This window comes from Paracoccus sp. (in: a-proteobacteria), assembly GCF_047973135.1.
Taxonomy (GTDB): Bacteria; Pseudomonadota; Alphaproteobacteria; order Rhodobacterales; family Rhodobacteraceae; genus Paracoccus.
Map to the genome: position 1 here is coordinate 1 of NZ_JBKEBL010000100.1, position 18,669 is coordinate 18,669.

7 protein-coding genes are annotated in these 18,669 nt (G+C 63.5%); 4 read left to right on the forward strand and 3 right to left on the reverse strand.

The window, feature by feature from the left end; all coding sequences use genetic code 11:
• The first annotated feature begins 30 nt into the window (after window positions 1-30).
• From ACK5L9_RS07995 to ACK5L9_RS08010, 4 genes are all read left to right on the forward strand, one after another.
• The gene (locus ACK5L9_RS07995) at window positions 31-9,738 is read left to right on the forward strand and encodes an Ig-like domain-containing protein (protein ID WP_416910943.1); all 9,708 of its coding nucleotides are present in this window, start codon (window positions 31-33) and stop codon (window positions 9,736-9,738) included.
• 120 nt (window positions 9,739-9,858) lie between these two features.
• On the forward strand, window positions 9,859-12,465 hold the full coding sequence (locus tag ACK5L9_RS08000; RefSeq protein ID WP_416910944.1) for an ATP-binding protein: 2,607 nt from the start codon (window positions 9,859-9,861) through the stop codon (window positions 12,463-12,465).
• 161 nt (window positions 12,466-12,626) lie between these two features.
• A complete protein-coding gene (locus tag ACK5L9_RS08005; protein ID WP_416910945.1) occupies window positions 12,627-13,811 on the forward strand; it encodes a serine hydrolase domain-containing protein in 1,185 nt (394 codons plus the stop codon).
• Between the two features lie 45 nt (window positions 13,812-13,856).
• Window positions 13,857-15,395 carry a hypothetical protein gene (locus tag ACK5L9_RS08010; RefSeq protein ID WP_416910946.1) on the forward strand — a complete coding sequence of 513 codons (1,539 nt, stop codon included), beginning with the start codon at window positions 13,857-13,859 and terminating at the stop codon, window positions 15,393-15,395.
• 14 nt (window positions 15,396-15,409) lie between these two features.
• Here the strand turns inward: ACK5L9_RS08010 and ACK5L9_RS08015 are convergent, their stop codons facing one another.
• The 3 genes from ACK5L9_RS08015 to ACK5L9_RS08025 are packed head-to-tail and all read right to left on the reverse strand — an operon-like array spanning window position 15,410 to window position 18,659.
• Window positions 15,410-16,165, reverse strand: coding sequence for an HpcH/HpaI aldolase family protein (locus tag ACK5L9_RS08015; protein WP_416910947.1), 756 nt, complete (start codon window positions 16,163-16,165; stop codon window positions 15,410-15,412).
• Window positions 16,162-17,589: an FAD-binding oxidoreductase gene (locus tag ACK5L9_RS08020; protein WP_416910948.1), complete on the reverse strand. Its 1,428-nt coding sequence runs from the start codon at window positions 17,587-17,589 to the stop codon at window positions 16,162-16,164. Before ACK5L9_RS08020 ends, ACK5L9_RS08015 begins: the two co-directional genes overlap by 4 nt.
• A 56-nt stretch (window positions 17,590-17,645) precedes the next feature.
• The gene (locus ACK5L9_RS08025) at window positions 17,646-18,659 is read right to left on the reverse strand and encodes a DctP family TRAP transporter solute-binding subunit (RefSeq protein WP_416910949.1); all 1,014 of its coding nucleotides are present in this window, start codon (window positions 18,657-18,659) and stop codon (window positions 17,646-17,648) included.
• Window positions 18,660-18,669: the final 10 nt, after the last annotated feature.

Here is an 18,669-nt window from a genome sequence, read left to right on the forward strand (position 1 = left end):
AATTCCAACATCGGCGGCGTGGACCGGGGCGTGACCGAAAGCGTGGACGAGATGTTCACGATCACCAATCAGGGGCTTGAGGATCTGGTGATCGACGGGATTGCGCTTGCGGATACGGCGGCGGCGTTCGGGTTGACCGGGGTGCCGGCCGATCTGGCGGCCAGTCCGCTGACCCTTGCGACGGGCGAAAGCTTCAGCTTTGGCGTTTCCTTCACCGGCGTCGCGCCGGGCCTGTCGCGTGGCGAGATCGTGATTTCCTCGAATGACGCGGCCAGGCCGGAAACGCGGGTTGCCGCCACCGCGACCTCGTATGAAAGGCTGCCCTATTTCGATTGGGGCAATGACTATATCGCCATCGACATTGCCGGCGACACGCTGCGCACCATGTCCGATCAGGACGGCCATTTCGAGATTTTCCTGCCCGACGAACAGGCTTACGAGATCACTGTTTTCGATCCCGAAAGCGGGCTGGTGGCGGTCGATTACGGCACCACGGCGGTGTCCGGGCGCGGAACCGACCTGACCTCGGGGCTGGTATTTCGTCCCTCGACCGCCAATGACGCGGATTTCGACGGGCTTTCGGCGGATGTCGAGCATGCGGTGGGCACCTCGGATGTCAATCCCGACTCGAACCGCGACGGGATTTCGGATTTCGACGCCATCGCCGGAGGGATCGAGCCGCTTGATCCATTCGCGACGAATCTGGGCGTCGTTCGCACGTTGGAGCTGAGCGGCATGGTCATGGCCATGTTCCCGACGCGGGATTTCGCGCGTGACGGCACGGCGCGCGATCCGCTGCTGGTGCTGACGACAACCGGGCTGTCGGTCATCGATGTCAGCAATCCCCGCGAACCGACGCTGGCCTCGGTCACAGCAATCGCCGATGTCAAGACCGGTGCCTATGATCCGGCGTTGCAACGGCTGCTGGTGGTGGGCGTTGATGGCGTGGTCAACGCCTGGGATCTGGCCGATCCGGCAGTCCCGGTTCTGCGCGGCCAGCTTGCCTTGGGTGCCAGCCATGCCCTGACCCGTGACGGGAACGCGATGATCGTGACCGGCGGGTCGGTGCGGCTGTATGACATGACGACTGGCGAGGAACTTGACAGTGTAAATATCGGGTCGAACGTCAGTGCCATTCGCGGCCTGGCGCAGGACGGGGCTTTCCTTTACGCGCTGGACAATCGTGGGGGTGTCACCGTCATCGAATTGCTGGGCGACGATCTGGTCAGGCGCGGTTCGACCACGATTTCCCTGACCTCGGGCGAACGCAAGGCCTTTGCCGCTGACGGGACGCTGTATATTCCGGCCTCGAACGGGTTTCAGGGCGGTTATCAGACAGTCGATGTCTCGAATCCCGATGCGCCGGTGCTGATCAGCGGCGCGGACGATACCTCGCTTGCGGGCAATGCCATCGCGCTGAACGGGGCCGGGCGCGGCCTGCTGGTGGGTGATCCGGGCGGCGTGTTCGGGACCGACGTGATCGATGTGATCAACACGACCGACACCGCGAATACCGGCAGCCTGATCACGCGATACGAGATCGACAGCGCGCCGACCGATGTGGTGATCGCGGCAGGCGTCGGTTATGTCGGAACCACCGACGGCAAGCTGCATATCGTCAATTTCCAGCCCTTCGACACATCCGGCATTCCGCCGCAGGTCGCGCTGCTGGCGGCCGATCTGGATGCCGATCCGGCGACCGATGGCGTTCAAATCCTTGAAGGCAGCCTGATTTCGCTGAATGCGACGATCACCGACGATGCAGGCTTGCGATCCGTCGCGCTGCTGGTCAACGGGGATCCGATCTCGGTCGATATTTCCTATCCCTTCGATCTGAGCGCCCGCATCCCCGTGCTGGATGACGGCGAGGATGCGCGCGACGTGACGCTGCAAATCCGCGCGACGGATACTGGCGGCAATGTCGGTCTTGGCCCGCTGATCCAGGCGGAAATCGTGCCCGACACCGTTCCGCCTCAACTGATCGATTCGACGATACAGGAGGGCGCGCTTTACGGCAGGTCCAAGCGGTCTTTTACCTTCACCTTCGACGAACCGCTTGATCCCGATACCGATCCGGCCGCGGCGATCAGGCTGACCGGGCCGTCGGGTCAGGTGACGCCGGAACTCGCCCTGCTGCGGTCGGGCGACCGGACCCTGACTGTTACCTACCCGGAACTGGAACGGGGCAGCCATGTCCTGACGCTGGTTGGCGGGGCGATCACCGATCTGGCGGGCAATGCCTTCAGCGATGATGACACCGACCTGACATTCGAACTTGGCAGCTTTTCGAACGAATGGACCGGGGCGGCGGGCGACGGATACTGGGGCACCGCCGATAACTGGAGCGCGGGCCGCATCCCGAATGCCGATGATGACGTCTTTATCGGCAATCTGACGGGTCAGGTAACGCTGCAAAACAACCTTGGGCCCGTCACGCTGAAATCGTTGGTCGCCGAGGCTTCGATCCGGGTTGGATACAATACGACGCTTGCGACCGAATTCGACGCGATCCTTGATGAACTGATCGTTTATGGTGGTTATAGTGCGCGGGTCGAGATCGGGACAGAAGCCACGATCAAGCTGCTGACGATAGATGGCGGCGTTTTTGCCGGGGCGGGCACGGTCAATGTGACCGAAAGGCTGGACTGGATCGCCGGAACGTTCGAGGAAGGCGGCCTGCTGACCATCGGGAACGGTGCCCTGGCAAAGTTCGGATATGATTTCGATCCCGAGGCCGCTCCTCGTTATGTCCCATCCCAGTATCTTTATCGCGACATGCGGCTTGAGGGCGACGGGGTTGTCGGCAGCGCGGCGGTGAATCTTGGGAAAACCGCTTACGATTATGATCTTGGACAATACTACACCGTTGGCGGACGCCTTACCATAGCGCCCGGTGCCGAACTGGAACTGTCCAACTTCAACGCCGATATTTACCAGTCTTCCTCTTACGGCAGTGCCGGAATCGAAAATCTTGGCGTCCTGCGCAAGACGGGCGGCGGAACGTCTGGTGCGGCTCCATTTGGAGAATCCCTTGGTCAGGTCGTGATCGAGAACGGTTACATCTCGATCCCCGTTAACGCGACGCTGCGGCTGACCAGTCAGGACGATCTGGATTTCTTTGACGGGCTGAAACTGGATGGCGGCACGTTGATCCTTGACGGGGATGTGACGCTGGAAGATTTCCAGATGGCGGGCGGCCGGATCGAGGGCGACGGGACGCTGACCCTGACCGGCCAGCCGGTGATCACTGGCGGCGCGATCATGGGTGCGGGCGATGTGGTGGTGGCCGATGACGCGACGCTGACCTTTGGCTGGGTTTATGATCCCGACGTGTCAAGCTATCCAGCATCGGTCAACCTGCAGCGTGATCTGGTGGTCGAAGGGCAGGTCGATCACGCCAGTGCCATCCTGCGGCTGGGTGATCGGGTCTATAACTCTGAGACCTTTCAATATGATGATATAGACGCCGCGATCCGGGTGACGGATGGAGCGGTCTACACATTTTCCAGCCCGCATGCGGATATGCAGGTCCGTTACCCCGCCTTCAATCTCGCATCCGGCCTGTCGAACGAGGGCGGCATCGTCAAGACCGGCGGTGGCGCGTCGGGCGCGGCCTTCTTTGGCGCGCAGACCGGCACGTTCGACTTTCAGGACGGCATTCTGGAAATCACCGATGGCAGCTTTACCCTGACGCAGGCGCTGGTCGATGCGGGTTTCGACAAGCTGCGGATCTCGGGCGGTACGGTCACGATCGACGAGGATGTGACGCTGGCCGAACTGTACCTTCTGAACGGAACGCTGTCGGGCGGCGGGTCGGCTGTCATCGGGAAACTGGACTGGTCCGGCGGGACGATTGCGCTGGATGGCGGCATGACGGTTCCCGAAGGGGCGACGGCAAATGTTGATGGCCATTGGTACTATGGCAACAAAAATCTGCAAACGACAATGAGCGTCGAGGGAACGCTGACTGTCAAAACTGAGAGCTACATGCTTCTTGGCGGCACCGTTGACGGTGTCCGGCGCGAGGGAGTGATTGATCTGGGCGATACCGGGTTGGTTGTCCTTCAGGGGAATGCGCGACTTTACGACAATCTGCGCGACCCGGCGATCCTGTCGGGCATCACCGGCACCGGCACGATCCGCAAATCGGACGGCGGGGTTTCCGAAATCCTGTTGCAAGACTTTGCCGGGGCGCTTGATCAGGGCAATGGCCGCCTTGCCTTTGGATCCGGGTATTCGCACCTGACGCAGGCGACGATCGACGCCGGGCTGGACGATCTGCTGATCAGCGGCGGCACGGTCGTGGCGGATGAGGCGCTGACCATTCAGCGGCTGGAGATCAGCGACGGTGCGCTAATTGGTGCGGGCGACATCACCGTCGCTGACCGTTTCGACTGGACGGGCGGCGCTTTGGCCGGCAGCGGCAGCTTTGAGTTGGCCGAGGGCGCGACCGCGCAACTCGGCTATGCCATCGAAGACAGATCTAGCACGCGAAGCCTGTACAACGCGCGGGATCTGATCGTCTCGGGCGACGTGACCGTGGGCAATGTCCATCTGTATCTCGGGTGGCGATACTATGACCCTAACACTGCAAGCTATGTCAACTTGCCGGGCTTCCTGACCATCGACGATACGGGCAGCCTCGATTTCCGCAACACGGCGGGCAGCATCAGAACATATAGCAATGGCTATTTCGCCGAGGATGACCCGCTTGGGCTGATCAATCGCGGGACGATCACCGCGACCCATGGCGATGCCGCGACATCCCTTGCGATGGCCCGCAACGAAGGAACGGTCAGCGCCGCAGAAGGGCGCTTTGTCCTGAACGGCGGCATCTTCCGGGCCGATGGCGCGACCGATGATAGCATCTTCCGCGTGGCCGAGTTCACGAACGGCACGCTGATCCTTGCCGGGGATACGACGCTGACGGATCTGTCCTTCACCAGCGGCACGCTGACGGGCGATGGCGATCTGTCCATTACCGGGCAGCTTGACTGGACCGGCGGCACCTTTGCCGGTGGCGGCCAGATCACCGTCGCCGACGGTGCGCAGGCGACACTGGGGACGGGCACCGACAGCACCAGCACCCTGTATCTGCGCCAGAACCTTACCGTCGCGGGCGAGGCGGCGCTGGATGGCGCGCGTCTACGCCTGGGCGATTACGTTTATGACGCGGATCTTGGCCAATATGTGAACCTGCCGGGGCGTCTGGTGGTCGATACCACCGGAACGCTGCACCTGATCGGCGATGAGTCGGATCTGGACATCTACCGCAGCACTGGCGGCGCGGTGACATCTGGCAATGCCCTTGAAAACAATGGCGTGCTGGTCAAGTCCGGGGGCGGGGTCAGCTCTGTCTCGGGCGGGGTCCAGATCGAGGGCGGCGGCGCATTCCTGACCGAGGACGGCTTTATCGAGATCGGCCCGGGCACGAATTTTGTGGTCGGCGGCGCTGTCACCGTGTCCAACATTCGTCTGAATGGCGGAACCTTGCAGGTCGTATCCGACGCCACGATCCAGAACATTGAAATGCTGAACGGCACGATCTCGGGCGATGGCGATCTGACCATATCGGAAAGCTATGCCCAGACCGGGGGCACGATTGCCGGAACCGGCGGGCTGATCATCGGGGCGGCAGCGACGGCGACATTCGGCAGCGACTGGACGGGCGAAACGGCCTCCGGAACGCAGCCCATGGTGATCGCGCGCGACCTTGGCATCCGCGGGCAGGCCGTGATCGAACAGGCCGAGCTGAGGCTTGGGATCGACGCCACGCCCGATACCGGCATTACCGTCACTGTGGATGCCGGGGCCGTGCTGACATTCGACGGGGCGCAAGCATGGATGCGGGATCTGTGGTCATCGGCGGGGTTCGAAAACCGTCTGATCAATAACGGCACGATCCTCAAGACGGGCGAGGGTATCGCAGATATCGACGCGGGGATCAGCTATTCCGGCGCGGGTGTCATCACGGCAACCGAAGGGCAGATCCGCACCCCGGCGGGCGATTTCGGCAGCTTCGCGCCGCCGCTTGAAACCCCGCTCTATGACGAGAAGGTGGGCGTCGGGCAGACGCGCCTGCTGACCGCCGCCGAGGGTATCACTGCGATCAGCGTGACCGGGGGCGTTCTTCAGATCGACGAGGACATCACCCTGACCAACCTGTCCATGACCAACGGTCGGATCGAAGGGGCGGGCCGCATAACCATTACCGGGCGGCTGGACTGGGAAGGCGGCGACATTCGCGAAGGCGGCGAAATCGTGGTCAAGGCCGATGCGGTGATTGGCGAGGCCACGAATGTCGAGGCACCTGTCAGTCACGGCAATCTTTATCTGGGCCGCAAGCTGACGATCGAGGGAACGGCGGTACAGGAACAGGCAAGACTTCGCCTCGGGTCGCTGGCAAATGGCCCGGATGCCGAGGGTATCCTCAACATCGCGGCGGACGGGTCTTACGAGTTGCGCGGCTGGAATACCGAAATCGATCGCTATCGCGACGGCGACGACGGCTCTTTGTCGCAGGTTATCGTCGATGGCCGTCTGACCGGGACCGGCGGGGGCCAGACGTTGATCGACCACCTGCCGGTCTCTGGTACCGGAACCATCGCGCAATCGGGCGAGGGCGTGCTGCACATCCAGTACGGAATGACCGATGCGTCCCGCGCAAAGCTGACCGGCGATGTATTGATAACCGGCGGCACGATGATCATCGACGACAGTACCGATCTTGTGGCGCTGGAAAGCCTGACCCTGGCTGGCGGAACACTGCGCCTGTCCGGCGATGTGACCATGGCAGCCCTGACCGTACGTGACGGCGCGCTGATCGTTCCCGACAAGTTGACCGTGACCAACACCTTTGTACTGGCAAGTGCGTCTGTCTATGGCGGGGGCGAGGTAACGGTGGCATCCGGCGCGACCGCCGATTTCGTCAGCAACCGGTCTTACCCGTCGTTGAACACCCTTGGCGTCACCCTGACGGTGGATGGCGACCTGACGGTTCAGGATGCCTATCTGAATCTGGGTGCCAACTTCTATGACGACGATCTGGCCGGGTATGTTACCAACGGTGGCCGGATCGACATCGGTACGTCAGGGTCGTTGACCCTGAGGGGCGATGCTGCGGATATTATGGATCGATATTCGGTCGCCGACCTTGACAATGGCGTCACGATAGACGGCGTGCTGGTCAAGACCGGCGGCGGTGCCAGCGCGATCCCCGATCTGACGCTTGGGACAGGGGCGACCGTCGAGATTGTCGATGGAGTACTGGAACTGTCGGGCGGCTCGTTTGTGCTGACGCAGGCGATAGTGGATGCGGGGCTGGATCGTCTGACGGTGACATCCGGCGAATTGATCGTCGAGGCTGATGTAACGATTGCCGGGCTAAGCGTTGTGGGCGGCAGCCTGTCGGGCGCTGGCGCGGTGACGGTGACGGAAAACCTGGATATTGACTATGCGACCGTCGGTGGTGGCGATCTGATCATCGCCGAGGGCGCCACCGGCCATCTGACGGGCTATTCGTTGGGGCGGGATGTGGTCGTGAATGGTACGCTGCTGGTTGACAGGCAGCTTTATCTTGGGACGCAGACTTACGACCAGAGTACCGGCCAATACATCTTTAGCGGCGGGCATCTTGAAATCGGCGAAACCGGTCAGATGGATGTGACTGACAGCGGGCAGGTTGTCATGGGGATTTCCCCGCCCGCAGGCGGCGATTACGGGATTAGTTCGAACGGAACAATTGTGTCGCAGGTGGATAATCTGGTCCTGCCCTTCGCCGGTGATCAGTTCGGCACGGTCGAACTGAACGGCGGCGTTTTCGAATCGAGAACTGACCTGACCCTGACGAAGGATCTGATCGGGGCGGGTCTCGATTCCATCCAAATCTCGTCGGGAACCGTTACGATTGACGAGGACGTGACCCTTGCCCGCCTTGAACTGACCGGGGGCGCCTTGACCGGATCGGGGGATGTGACCGCCACAGAATCCTTCGAATGGCTGAGCGGCACGATGAGCGGTGACGGAACCACCTATCTGCCGGACAGCGCGCAGGTGCAGTTCGGCGGCGACTGGCAACAGACCAGCCAAAGAAATGTCGGCTATCTGTCGCGAAGGCTGGAAGTTGATGGTGACGCGGATTTCGGCAATCTGCGCCTGTATCTGGGGCAAAGCTACTATGAGAACGGAGCCTATGTCTATAAGGACGGTGTTCTTTCCATCGCCGACAGCGGGATCCTGACCATTGGTGGGGATAATAACGGCATTGTAGTGTATTCCGCCGATGGTTTTGACGGCAGCGGCGTCGAGAATGCTGGCCGGATCGTCAAGACGGGCGGCGGCGCATCCCCGGTTTCGCTGTTGTCGAACACCGGCAGTTTCGACTTTCATGACGGCGTGCTGACGCTGCATGGCGGCACGGTGAGCCTTGATCAGAACCTGATCGACGCGGGTTTCAGCCAGATCGTTGTCGAGGGCGGCAATTTCGTGGTCTCCGAGGCGCTGACGCTGGACAGGCTGACCGTAAATGGCGGGACGCTGATCGCGGAAGAGGGGCTCACCGTCACGCAGCATTTCGACTGGTTGACGGGCACCATCCTGACCGGAGATTCTACCTTTACCATCGCCGAGACTGCGACCGCCAGCTTCGGACTGCCCTTTGATCCCGAGAACCCGACCAGGTCCGATTACCTTCGGATGCTTGGCGATATGGATATTGGAGGATCGGTCACGATGGGGGCCGCAACGGTCCATCTTGGCCGCGTTGAATACGATTATACGATTGGCACTTACGTAGCCAGGTCCGGTACTGTTGATGTGCTGGAGGGTGGTTCGCTGACACTTGACGGATCACGAGCGGATTTTTTCACCGACATCAATCCCTATCTGGGCGTGGTTGACGATGGGCTGGCTGGCGTCAGCGTTCAGGGAACGCTGGCCAAAACCAGCGGCGGGATCAGCGATGTACCGCTTTATGGCACGAATACCGGGATTTTCGATCAGGGCAGCGGGGCGTTCGCGCTGACCTCGTCGCTTACAGGGGGCGCGCCCAACACGGTGAAGCTGACGCCCGGAATGGTGGCGAACGGCCTTGATCACGTTCTGGTCCGAAATGCGTTGCTTGAGGCCGGCGATGCGATCACCCTTGCCTCGCTTGACCTTGAGGGGGCCGGTCTGGTGGGACCGGGGGATGTTACGGTAACGGACGATTTCCAGATCGCCCGCGGCGGCCTGTTCTCGACCGGTACCTTGATTGTCGATCAGGGGGCAACCGCCCTTTTCGGCGAACGAAGCATTCCCGACCAGTACAACCTGGCCGATTTGCTGCAAATCGCGCAGAACGTCGAAATTCGTGGCACCGCGACGCTGGAGCAGGCACAGACGCAGCTTGGCGGCACGATGGACATTCTGACCGTCATGGGTGGCAAATACTATTATGGCCTGCCGCAGCTTGCGGCTGGCGATGCGTTCCAATTCCTGAATGCAGGTCCGCAAGCGGGCGCGATCCTTGTCACCGGGGACGGCAGTCTCGAATTTGCCGGGCCGCAGACCGACATCGCGCTTGCCTCTGATGCCCCGGCCGATCCGGCAAGCGGGATCGTCAATAATGGCACGATGATCAGGTCTGGCAGTGGAACGACCACCATCGACGAGGGGATCGGCTTCGACAGCACCGGCACCATCCGGCTGATCGGGGGGGCGTTCGATGCGCCCGGAACCGAATTTGATTTCGGCCTGTGACGGCGCTGACAAAAGGGACCGGACGGGAAACGCAGGACGCGCGGCCCGCTGGCCAGGTGACCGGATCGCGGCAGTGATCTAACATCGGTCCGGGAATGCAGCAAACTTGCAGGCGGTGGCATGACGGCGCGTCCGCAGATTCTGGAACGGGACGATCAGCTTCAGATGCTTGCCGCCGCTGTCGCGGGAATATCGCGCGGCGGCGGGCGGATCGCGCTTGTCCATGGCGAGGCCGGGGTCGGAAAATCGACGCTTGTGGAAAGCGTGCTGGCCGCGCTGCCGCGTCAGACAGGGGTGGCGGTCGGCTATTGCGATCCGCTGAACACGCCGCGCCCGCTTGGACCCGTCCGCGATATCCTGCGGGCGCTGGCCCTTGACCGGTCCGGCGAGGACAGCGCGTTCGACAGATTTCTGACCCTGGTTGCCGCGCGCGACCATCCCTGCGTCGCGGTGATCGAGGATCTGCACTGGTCAGACCAACGCAGCCTCGACTGGTTCAAGTTCGTCGGTCGCCGGATCACGCAATTGCCGCTGCTGCTGATCGCGACTTTCCGCGACGAGGCTTTGGGGACCGGGACCGGCCTGAGGGGTGCGCTTGGGGCATTGCCCCCGGCCAGCACGATACGGATTCCGCTTGCCCCTCTGGGGCGCGAAAGCGTGCGCAAGCTGTGCGGTGGTGATCCGGACCGGGCCGAGGCGGTCTTTCGGGTCAGCGGCGGCAATCCGTTCTTCGTGTCGGAACTTGTGGCAGCCGATGACGGGCAAATCCCGGAATCGGTTCTGGATGTCATTCTGGCGCGGCTTCAGTCGCTGGACGAGGGCACGCGCCGGTTCATCGACCTTGCCGCCTGCAACGCGGGCGAACTGCCCCTGAGCCTTGTCACGGGTGGTGCGCTGGGGGAAAGTGCCGGAAATATAGATAGATCGGTTCAGCAAGGTGTGCTGGTTCCGACGCAGTCCGGACTGGCCTTTCGGCATGAACTGGCCCGGCTTGCCATTCTGGACCATGTCCCGCCAGCGCGGCGGCTGGCCTGCCATCAGCTTTGGCTTGATGCCTATCTGGGTGCCGACGATCCGGCCCGACATCTTGACCGGATCGTTCATCACGCCGAAGGGGCCGCGCGCCCCGACATCATCCTCCGCTTTGCTCCTCTGGCGGCGCGCGACGCGGCGGCGCTTGGTGCGCATCGCGAGGCGGCGCTGTATCTGCGATCAGCATGCGACTGTCTGGGGAACGCGACGGATGCCGGGGCGGCAGAGGTGCTGGAGGCTTTTGCCTATGAGGCCGCTCTGGCCCTGGGAATTGACGATGCCGTCATCGCTGCCCGCAGGCGTGCCGCGAGGATCCGCAGGGCCCTGAACGCGCCGCAGATGGTGGCCGATAACCTGCGCTGGCTGTCACGGCTGCACTGGTATCGCGGCGAGGCCGATCTGGCCGGGCGCTATATCCACGAGGCCATCGCGCTGCTGGAAAACGAGGCGCCCCTGGCGGCGGGGTCGCGGGCGCAGGCGCTGGCGCTGCGGGCGCAATTCGCGATGCTTCGCGACCGGATGGCCGATGCGGTCGATTGGGGGCTTCGCGCGCTTGATCTGGCGCGGCAGGCTGCCGAGCCCGAGATCGAGGCCCATGCGCTGAACACCATCGGCAGCGCCCGGTTGTTCCGGGGCGATGCCGATGGCGAAACCCTGCTGTGCGAAAGCCTGCGCGTGTCGCTTGCCGGGGGCTTTCATGAGCAGGCGGCCCGTGCCTATACCAACCTGTCGGAATGTCTGGTCGAGGCTGGCGATTTTGAGCGCGCCGAGGCCCTGATAGACGAGGGGATCGCCTTCGATGTCGCGCATGATCTGGACGCCTGGACATTTTACCTGATCGGTCGCAAGGCGCAGCTTGCCCTTGAACTGGACCGATATGATCAGGCCGTGGCAATCTGCAACCATTGTCTTGCGCAAGAAAACCAGACGCTTTTGATGCAGATGCCCGCGCGGATCGTGCTGGCGCGGGCCAGGCTGCGGATGGGCGCAGAGGATGCGCCCGCCCTGCTGGACGAGGCGCTTGAGGCCGCTGGTCAGATTGCTGAACCGCAATACCTGACGCCGCTGCATGCCGCCTTGCTTGAGGCGGCAGTGCTGGCGGCTGACCCGGCGCGGGCACAGGCGGCGCTGGACTGGATTGCGGCACAGCCCGAGGGGACGTTCAGCCCCCGCAAGACGGGCGAAATCCTGTTCTGGCGGCTGCTGCTGGGGCATTCGCCGGCGCCCCCTTCGGGTCTGCCGCCTGCCTTTGCCCTGATGGCCGGGGGCGATTTTGCAGGGGCTGCGCAAGCCTTTCGCGAGGGTCGCAGCTTTTACCTGTCAGCCTGGGCGCTGGTGGCGGGGGGGACTGCCGAAGGGCTTGCCGATGCGCTGGCCATCTTTGGCGATCTGGGGGCCGTGGCGGCCCGCGCGGCCCTTGCGCCGCGTTTGAAGGGCGCGCGACGGGTCGTGCGGCGCGGACCCTATGCGGTGGCCCGCAAAAACCCCTATGGCCTGACCGCCAAAGAGCAACTGGTCCTGCGCCACCTGATCGTCGGCAAGACCAATGCCGCCATTGCCGAAGATATCTGCCGGTCCCGCCGCACCATCGAGAACCACGTGTCGGCCATCCTGTCCAAGCTGGGCTGTGCCGGGCGGCTGGAGGTGGTGCTGAAATTGCAGGCCGAGCCGTGGATTTCCGGCAGCGAAAGCTGACGGCCTGCCTCTCCCCCCTTTTTTTCCTGAAAATTGAGTATCGGTCCGGGCGAAAAACAGGTGCTGCCACTCACGCGTCCGGGCCTGCCGTCCTGCAAGACTGCCAGAGGCGGGCGGCACAGATGCCCGCGTCCCCGATAACCTTTTGAAGGAAAAGTGACATGGACGATTTTGCCAGCGAGGATTTTGCCAGCGATACAGCCCCCGATCCGGATGACGGCGTGGTTGCGGACGCCGCCGCTGCTGCCCGTTTCGAGGCGCGGCTGGCCTCTGACGCCGCCGATACTGAACGCAACCGCGGGCCAGCGTTGACCAGGGGCAGGGTGGCCCGCCGCGTTCATGGCGTGCCGGTGGTCGGCGATGTGATTGGCCATCCCGGCCCGGTCTTTGATCGCAGCCGCATGGTGGACGAGATCGTCGCCCGGATGGAGGGCGCGGGCGCGGTCGGCTACACTTGGGCGATCGTGCAGAACGGGCAACTGGCCGATGCGGGGGGCATGGGATCGGCCCGCACCACCGCCGAGACCGACCCGCGCGACATGCGCCCCCGGACGCGGATGGTCAGCGCCTCTTTGGCCAAGCCGGTCTGCGCCGTTACGGTGATGAAACTGGTTGAGGATGGTATCATCGCGCAGAGCGATGCGGCCTATCCGCTGATCGCGGACCGGTTTCCCGATGCGCATCCCTCGCTTGGGGCGATAACGGTGCGCGATTTGCTGACCCATCGGTCGGGGTTCGACGGGCCGGGCAGGCTGTCTGCCTTCCCGGATACGTTGCAGGCCCCGCTTGCCGGAACGCCGGGTGTGACCGACCGTTACGAGAACTGGAACTATTGGTTTCTGGCCCATATCGTCGAATGCGTCACCGGGAAACCCTATGTGAAGGTCGCACGTCAGTCCGTACTTTTGCCGATGGGCTGCCGGACCATGACCCGCCATCGCGATGCTGTGGCACCGTGTCTCTATTATGCCGCTGGTGCGGATCGCGACGGGCGCGGCTGGGACGATTTCACCGCCACGGCCATCGGGGCCTATGGCTGGTACGCGAATGCGATCCACTGGGCGAAATTCATGGCGCATTTTCGCCACGACACCGTTCTGTCCCGTCGCAGCCGCCACCGCATGCTGGAATGGGACGGTCCGCGCTTTGGCTTTCGCCTGTGGCACGGGCAGCCGCGCGGCAGCTATTACGGCCATGGCGGCGATTTCGGTACGGGCGGTCGCTGGTTTCACGGCGGCATGATGGGCTTTCCGGATGGAATCGATGCGGTTCTGCTGACCAACAGCGACGATGTCGCCAATCCCGAGAAGGTGCTGATGGCGGCCTATCACGCGGCCTATGGCTGATCGCGGGCCGGAAACCCGCCGCAAGCTGCAACAAGGAGGAACGCAATGAAACGAATAGCTGCTTTGACTGCGGCACTGGCCGCAAGCCCGGTGACAGGCGATGCGGACGAGGTGCTTCGGATGCAGTCCGTCTGGCAGGAAGGCCGGGGCGAGGCCGTCCATACCGGCCTTTTATCTCTCGCGCGGTTCGACGCGCAGGGTACCGCGATGGTCGCGCGCGGTCTGCGCCTGATCGACGTCGAGACCGAGGTGATCAACGGCAGCCGAGGCTTCGCGGGTCTCTGGGCCGCAGGGACGGGGGGAAACCTGTTTCACGTCGTCGCCGGTTTGCCCGCGTTGCGCGCAAAGATGGACGAAATGCGCGCCGAAGGCATGCGGCTGGTGGATTTCGAGGTCTATCGCGAGGGTAGAGGCACCTTTTACGCCGCCGTCTTTCGCAATGGCAGTGGCGGTCAGCGTATTGTCCGCCCGCTTACCATCGACAAGTTCCTTGAAAGCAAGGATATGATGCGCTCGCTTGGGTTGCGGATCGTGGATGTCGAGGCGCTGGTGTTGCAGGGGCAGGTCCATTTTGCCGCGCTTTACGCGACGGACGCCCCGCCTGCTGTTTTCACGGGGTTCCGCCCCCGGCCGCTTTTCACCGGTTTGCGCGACCGGATGGTCCGCGACGGGTGGGAGTTGTTCGATGTCGAGCGGATCGGCAATGCGCAGGGGCGTGATGTCTATTTCGGATTGTGGCGCGAGGGGCCGGGCAGCAGCGCGCTGTCACGCCTGCGCAGCCCGGCGGAACAGCTTTTCCTGACCGCCCGGCAGCACGAGGCGGGCAAAGAGCCTGTCGATATGGAACTGAAACGGCTTCGGACCGATCCCCCGCCGGAACCGGCTTCGCCGATGCCGCCGGATCCGCCGCTTTTGCCGCCCAATCCGCCGCATGTGAACGTGACTGCCGGATCAGGTACGCCGCGCCTGTCGATCCGGTTCACCGGCGTGCCGGACATGCCGCTGCGCATGGAGATTCCGGAAAGCTGGTTGCCGGGCTATTTGCCGCGTCAGGATGACACCGTTCTGGTGCCTGACGGGTTGTGCGGCGTCAATATCCGCATGGCGGACCGGATAAGCTGGCAGGTCGGGGGGCAGGTGCTGAACGATGCCCCGTTCCGGTCAGGTGCCGTGACCACTTTCGGGGACCGTCTTGGCGGCATCGCGTTCAGCGGTCCGATTGGTGCCTGCGCGGGCATGGATGTGCCATGGATATTTCACCCGCCTTTCCTGATCGGCGAGACGGTGCTTGATCCGCCGCCGAATCTGCGGCTTGTCGTCGAAGGTGCCAGCGCAAGTCTGCGGTTCCGCCATGCCGGGGCGCCGGTCGGGCAGGTGATGTCGGCCACCGGGCTGTTCTCGGACGAGACGCTGGACAGGCTGAGATCGGTTCTGGACATTTTTGACCAGATCGCCGGTGCGCAGGGCAATCTTGATGAGTATTGCAGTACGGTCGGCACGTTCTGGGCGGCGCTGTGCCTTGCCGCGCCGGGGCAATCCTGCCCGCTTCCTCGGCCTGCGCTGCCCGACTGCAACGCAGGGTGACGGGTCGCGGGGCGTCAGCCTCGCGCCTCTGCTGCGGCTTTCGCGCCCGCGATCAGCAATGCGATGTCGTTCGGGCCGATGACCAGCCGATAGCCCAGAGCCTCCAGATCGTTCCAGCCCCGGCCCGGCCCGGTGATCGTTCCCAGCCAGCGGTCGGCGCCACGGGCCGCCGCTTCAACGTGGCGAATGGCCTGTTGCAGGGGCGCGGCGTCAAGCTGTTCCAGCAGGCCCATCGAACCGGCCAGATCGTTCGGGCCGATAAAGACCATGTCCACGCCTTCGACCTGCATCAGGGCCTCGATCCCCGCCACGGCATCGGCATGTTCGCATTGCACGATCAGCAGTAATTCGTCCGCCGCCCCGGATCGGGCATAGTCGGGCACGGTGCCATAGCGCGAGGCCCGGACCACTGGCGCCGCATATCCGCGTCGGCCAAGCCCCGGATAGCGGCAGGCGGCGGCGATCGAGGCCGCGTCTGCGGCCGAGTTTACCATCGGCACGATGATCGACCGGAAGCCCCGGTCCAGCACCCGTTTCAGCATCGTGTCCGACCCGTCGGGCACGCGCAGGATGACCTCGCCGCCTGCGGCCTCGACGGCGCGGGCGGTGGCGACCCAGTCCTCCAGTGTGCCGACGCCATGTTCGCCGTCGATCACGATGATGTCCCAGCCGTGGCGGACCATGATTTCGGCGACGTCGGGGCTGGCCAGTTCCACCCATGCTGCTTTCAGCATCTCGCCCGCACGCAGTCGCTGTTTCAAGGGGTTCATCGGGTTTCCTCCATGTCGAAAATCTTGCCGGGGTTCATCAGGCCCTGCGGGTCCAGTGCCTGTTTCAGGCGGCGCATCAACGCCAGCTCTCCGCTGGAACGGCTGAGCGGCAGATAGGGTTTCTTGACCAGTCCGATGCCATGTTCCGCCGAGACCGTACCGCCATGGCGTTTGACCGTCCGGTAAACGATGTCCGAGATGGTCTTGCCCGGATGGTCGGACGCGCCCGGAACCACCGCCACGATATGCATGTTGCCGTCGCCGATATGGCCGTAATAGACCGACAGGCAACCCGGCAGGGCACCCGACAGCGCAGCCCGGCATTCCAGGGCGAAATTGTCCATGGTACCGACCGGCAGGCCGATATCAAAGGCCGAATGCGGCCCCAGAACGGTGCCAAATTCGCCCGCCGCATCGCGCGTGCGCCAGAAGTCTGCGACATCGGCCAGGCTTTGCGCGATGGCGGCATCCTCGATCAGGCCGGTGTCGAACTGCATCTCCAGCCAGTTCTGAAAACGCGGCGTATCCAGATCGCGATCCATGCCCTGCATCTCGACCAGCACATAAAAGCCGTGATCGCCGGTGATCGGGCGGCGGATATTGGGGACGGTGACGGTGGCCTCGTGCCAGTAATCGGGCCACATCACCTCGAACGCGGACAGCATGGGGCCAAGACCGCGCCGGGCGGCCTCCAGCAGGGCGACCACGTCGCGATAGCGGGCCAGCCCGCACAGCGCGGCGCAGGTGCAGCCCGGTTTCGGGTGCAGCCGCAGCACCGCGCGGGTGATCATGCCCAGGGTTCCCTCTGAGCCGATGAAAAGCTGCTTCAGGTCATAGCCGGCATTGTTCTTGAGCATCTTGTTCAGGCCAGTCACCAGCGTACCGTCAGGCAGCACATATTCCAGCCCCAGCACCATCTCGCGCGCCATGCCATAGCGGATAACGCGGTTGCCGCCCGCATTGGTGCCCAGATTGCCGCCTATCAGGCAGGATCCGCGCGCGCCCAGATCCAGCGGGACAAGGAACCCGGCCTCGTCGGCGGCGCGCTGGATCACCTCTAGCGGAGTGCCCACGCGCACGGTCATCGTGGCCGAGGCGGGGTCGATTTCCTCAATCCCCGAAAAGCGTTCGAACGAGATGGCGACCGCCCCCTCCAGCGGGTGCGCGCCGCCAGCCAGACCGGTCAGACCGGCCTGCGGCACCACCGGCACGCCATGCGCGGCGCAGATCGCCATCGCATCGGCAAAGCCCTGCGGATCGTCCGGGCGCACCACGCCAAGCGGCCGCGTGGCGGGCATATAGCTGGTGTCATGGGTGTTTCGGTCGGGAATATCCGTGCCCTCAAGCCATGCGGGTCCGGGAAAGCGCCGGGCAAGGGCCGTTCGGCAGGCACGGGTATCGGGTTCGGGAATGGCGTTGCCCATCTGGGTCAGTCCTGTGGATAAGCCCCGCCGCAAGGATTGGCGGCGGGGCGGTGTTGTCAATTGCCGCGCAGCTTGTTCAGCTCGGCCATCAGCAGGTCAAAATTCTCGCTGCCGACGGCCTGCATGCTTTCGTCATAGACCGGCGCGACCACCTGATGCAGCTTTTCGATTTCGGCGGGGGGCAGTTCGGATACCTCCATGCCTTCGGCTTTCAGCTCTTCCAATGCGGTATTGGCCACCTCGCGCGAACGGGAAATCTGCGGGTCGCGCGCCTGCGCGGCGCAATCGGCGACCAGCTTCTGTTCGTCGGCGTTCAGCCCGTCCCAGACCGATTTCGCCATCAGCACCGGCGTGGGGGAATAAGCGTGGCGGGTCAGCGTAAGGTATTTCTGCACCTCATAGAACTTGGTCGCCTGAATCAGCGGGATCGGATTTTCCTGCCCGTCCACCGCCCCGGTTTCCAGCGCGGTGAACACCTCGCCAAAGGCCATCGGCACCGGGTTCGCCCCCAGCCTGCGGAAGGTGTCGATGAAAATCGGGTTCTGCATGACGCGAAAATTCAGACCCTTGAAGCCGTCCACGCTGTCAATGGCATGTTTGGAATTGGTCGTGTTGCGAAAGCCGTTTTCCCAGATCGACAGCAGGATCAGCCCGTGCTGCGGCATCTTTTCGGCCAGATGATCGAAATAGGGGCCGGTCATGATGGCATCGACCTCGGCGTCCGAGCTGAACAGGAACGGCAGTTCAAGCGCGCTCATTCCCGGTTCGATCCCGCCGATGGCCGCAGCCCCGGTCACGACCATCTCGATCGAGCCCGAACGGACCGATTGCGTGGCCTCGGCATCGTCACCAAGCTGGCCGTTGTAAAAGCCGCGCAGCTTCATCTTGCCGTCGCTGCCCGCCTGAAGGCATTCCGACATGGCATCGACCCCGGCCGAGACCGGATGATCCTCGGCCGCGCCGTTCGATACCTTGAACGTGTGGCGCCCGTATTCCTGCGCCGATGCGTCGCCGGACAGCGCGGCAGCCACAGCCAGCAGAGAAATCGCCTTGGTCAGTTGATTGGACATGAAATTACCT

Bases quoted from the DNA above. Each gene is read 5' to 3' on its own strand.
- ACK5L9_RS08000 (WP_416910944.1), top strand. From the start codon at position 9,859: ATGACGGCGCGTCCGCAGATTCTGGAACGGGACGATCAGCTTCAGATG.
- ACK5L9_RS08005 (WP_416910945.1), top strand. From the start codon at position 12,627: ATGGACGATTTTGCCAGCGAGGATTTTGCCAGCGATACAGCCCCCGAT.
- ACK5L9_RS08010 (WP_416910946.1), top strand. From the start codon at position 13,857: ATGAAACGAATAGCTGCTTTGACTGCGGCACTGGCCGCAAGCCCGGTG.
- ACK5L9_RS08015 (WP_416910947.1), bottom strand. From the start codon at position 16,165: ATGAACCCCTTGAAACAGCGACTGCGTGCGGGCGAGATGCTGAAAGCA.
- ACK5L9_RS08020 (WP_416910948.1), bottom strand. From the start codon at position 17,589: ATGGGCAACGCCATTCCCGAACCCGATACCCGTGCCTGCCGAACGGCC.
- ACK5L9_RS08025 (WP_416910949.1), bottom strand. From the start codon at position 18,659: ATGTCCAATCAACTGACCAAGGCGATTTCTCTGCTGGCTGTGGCTGCC.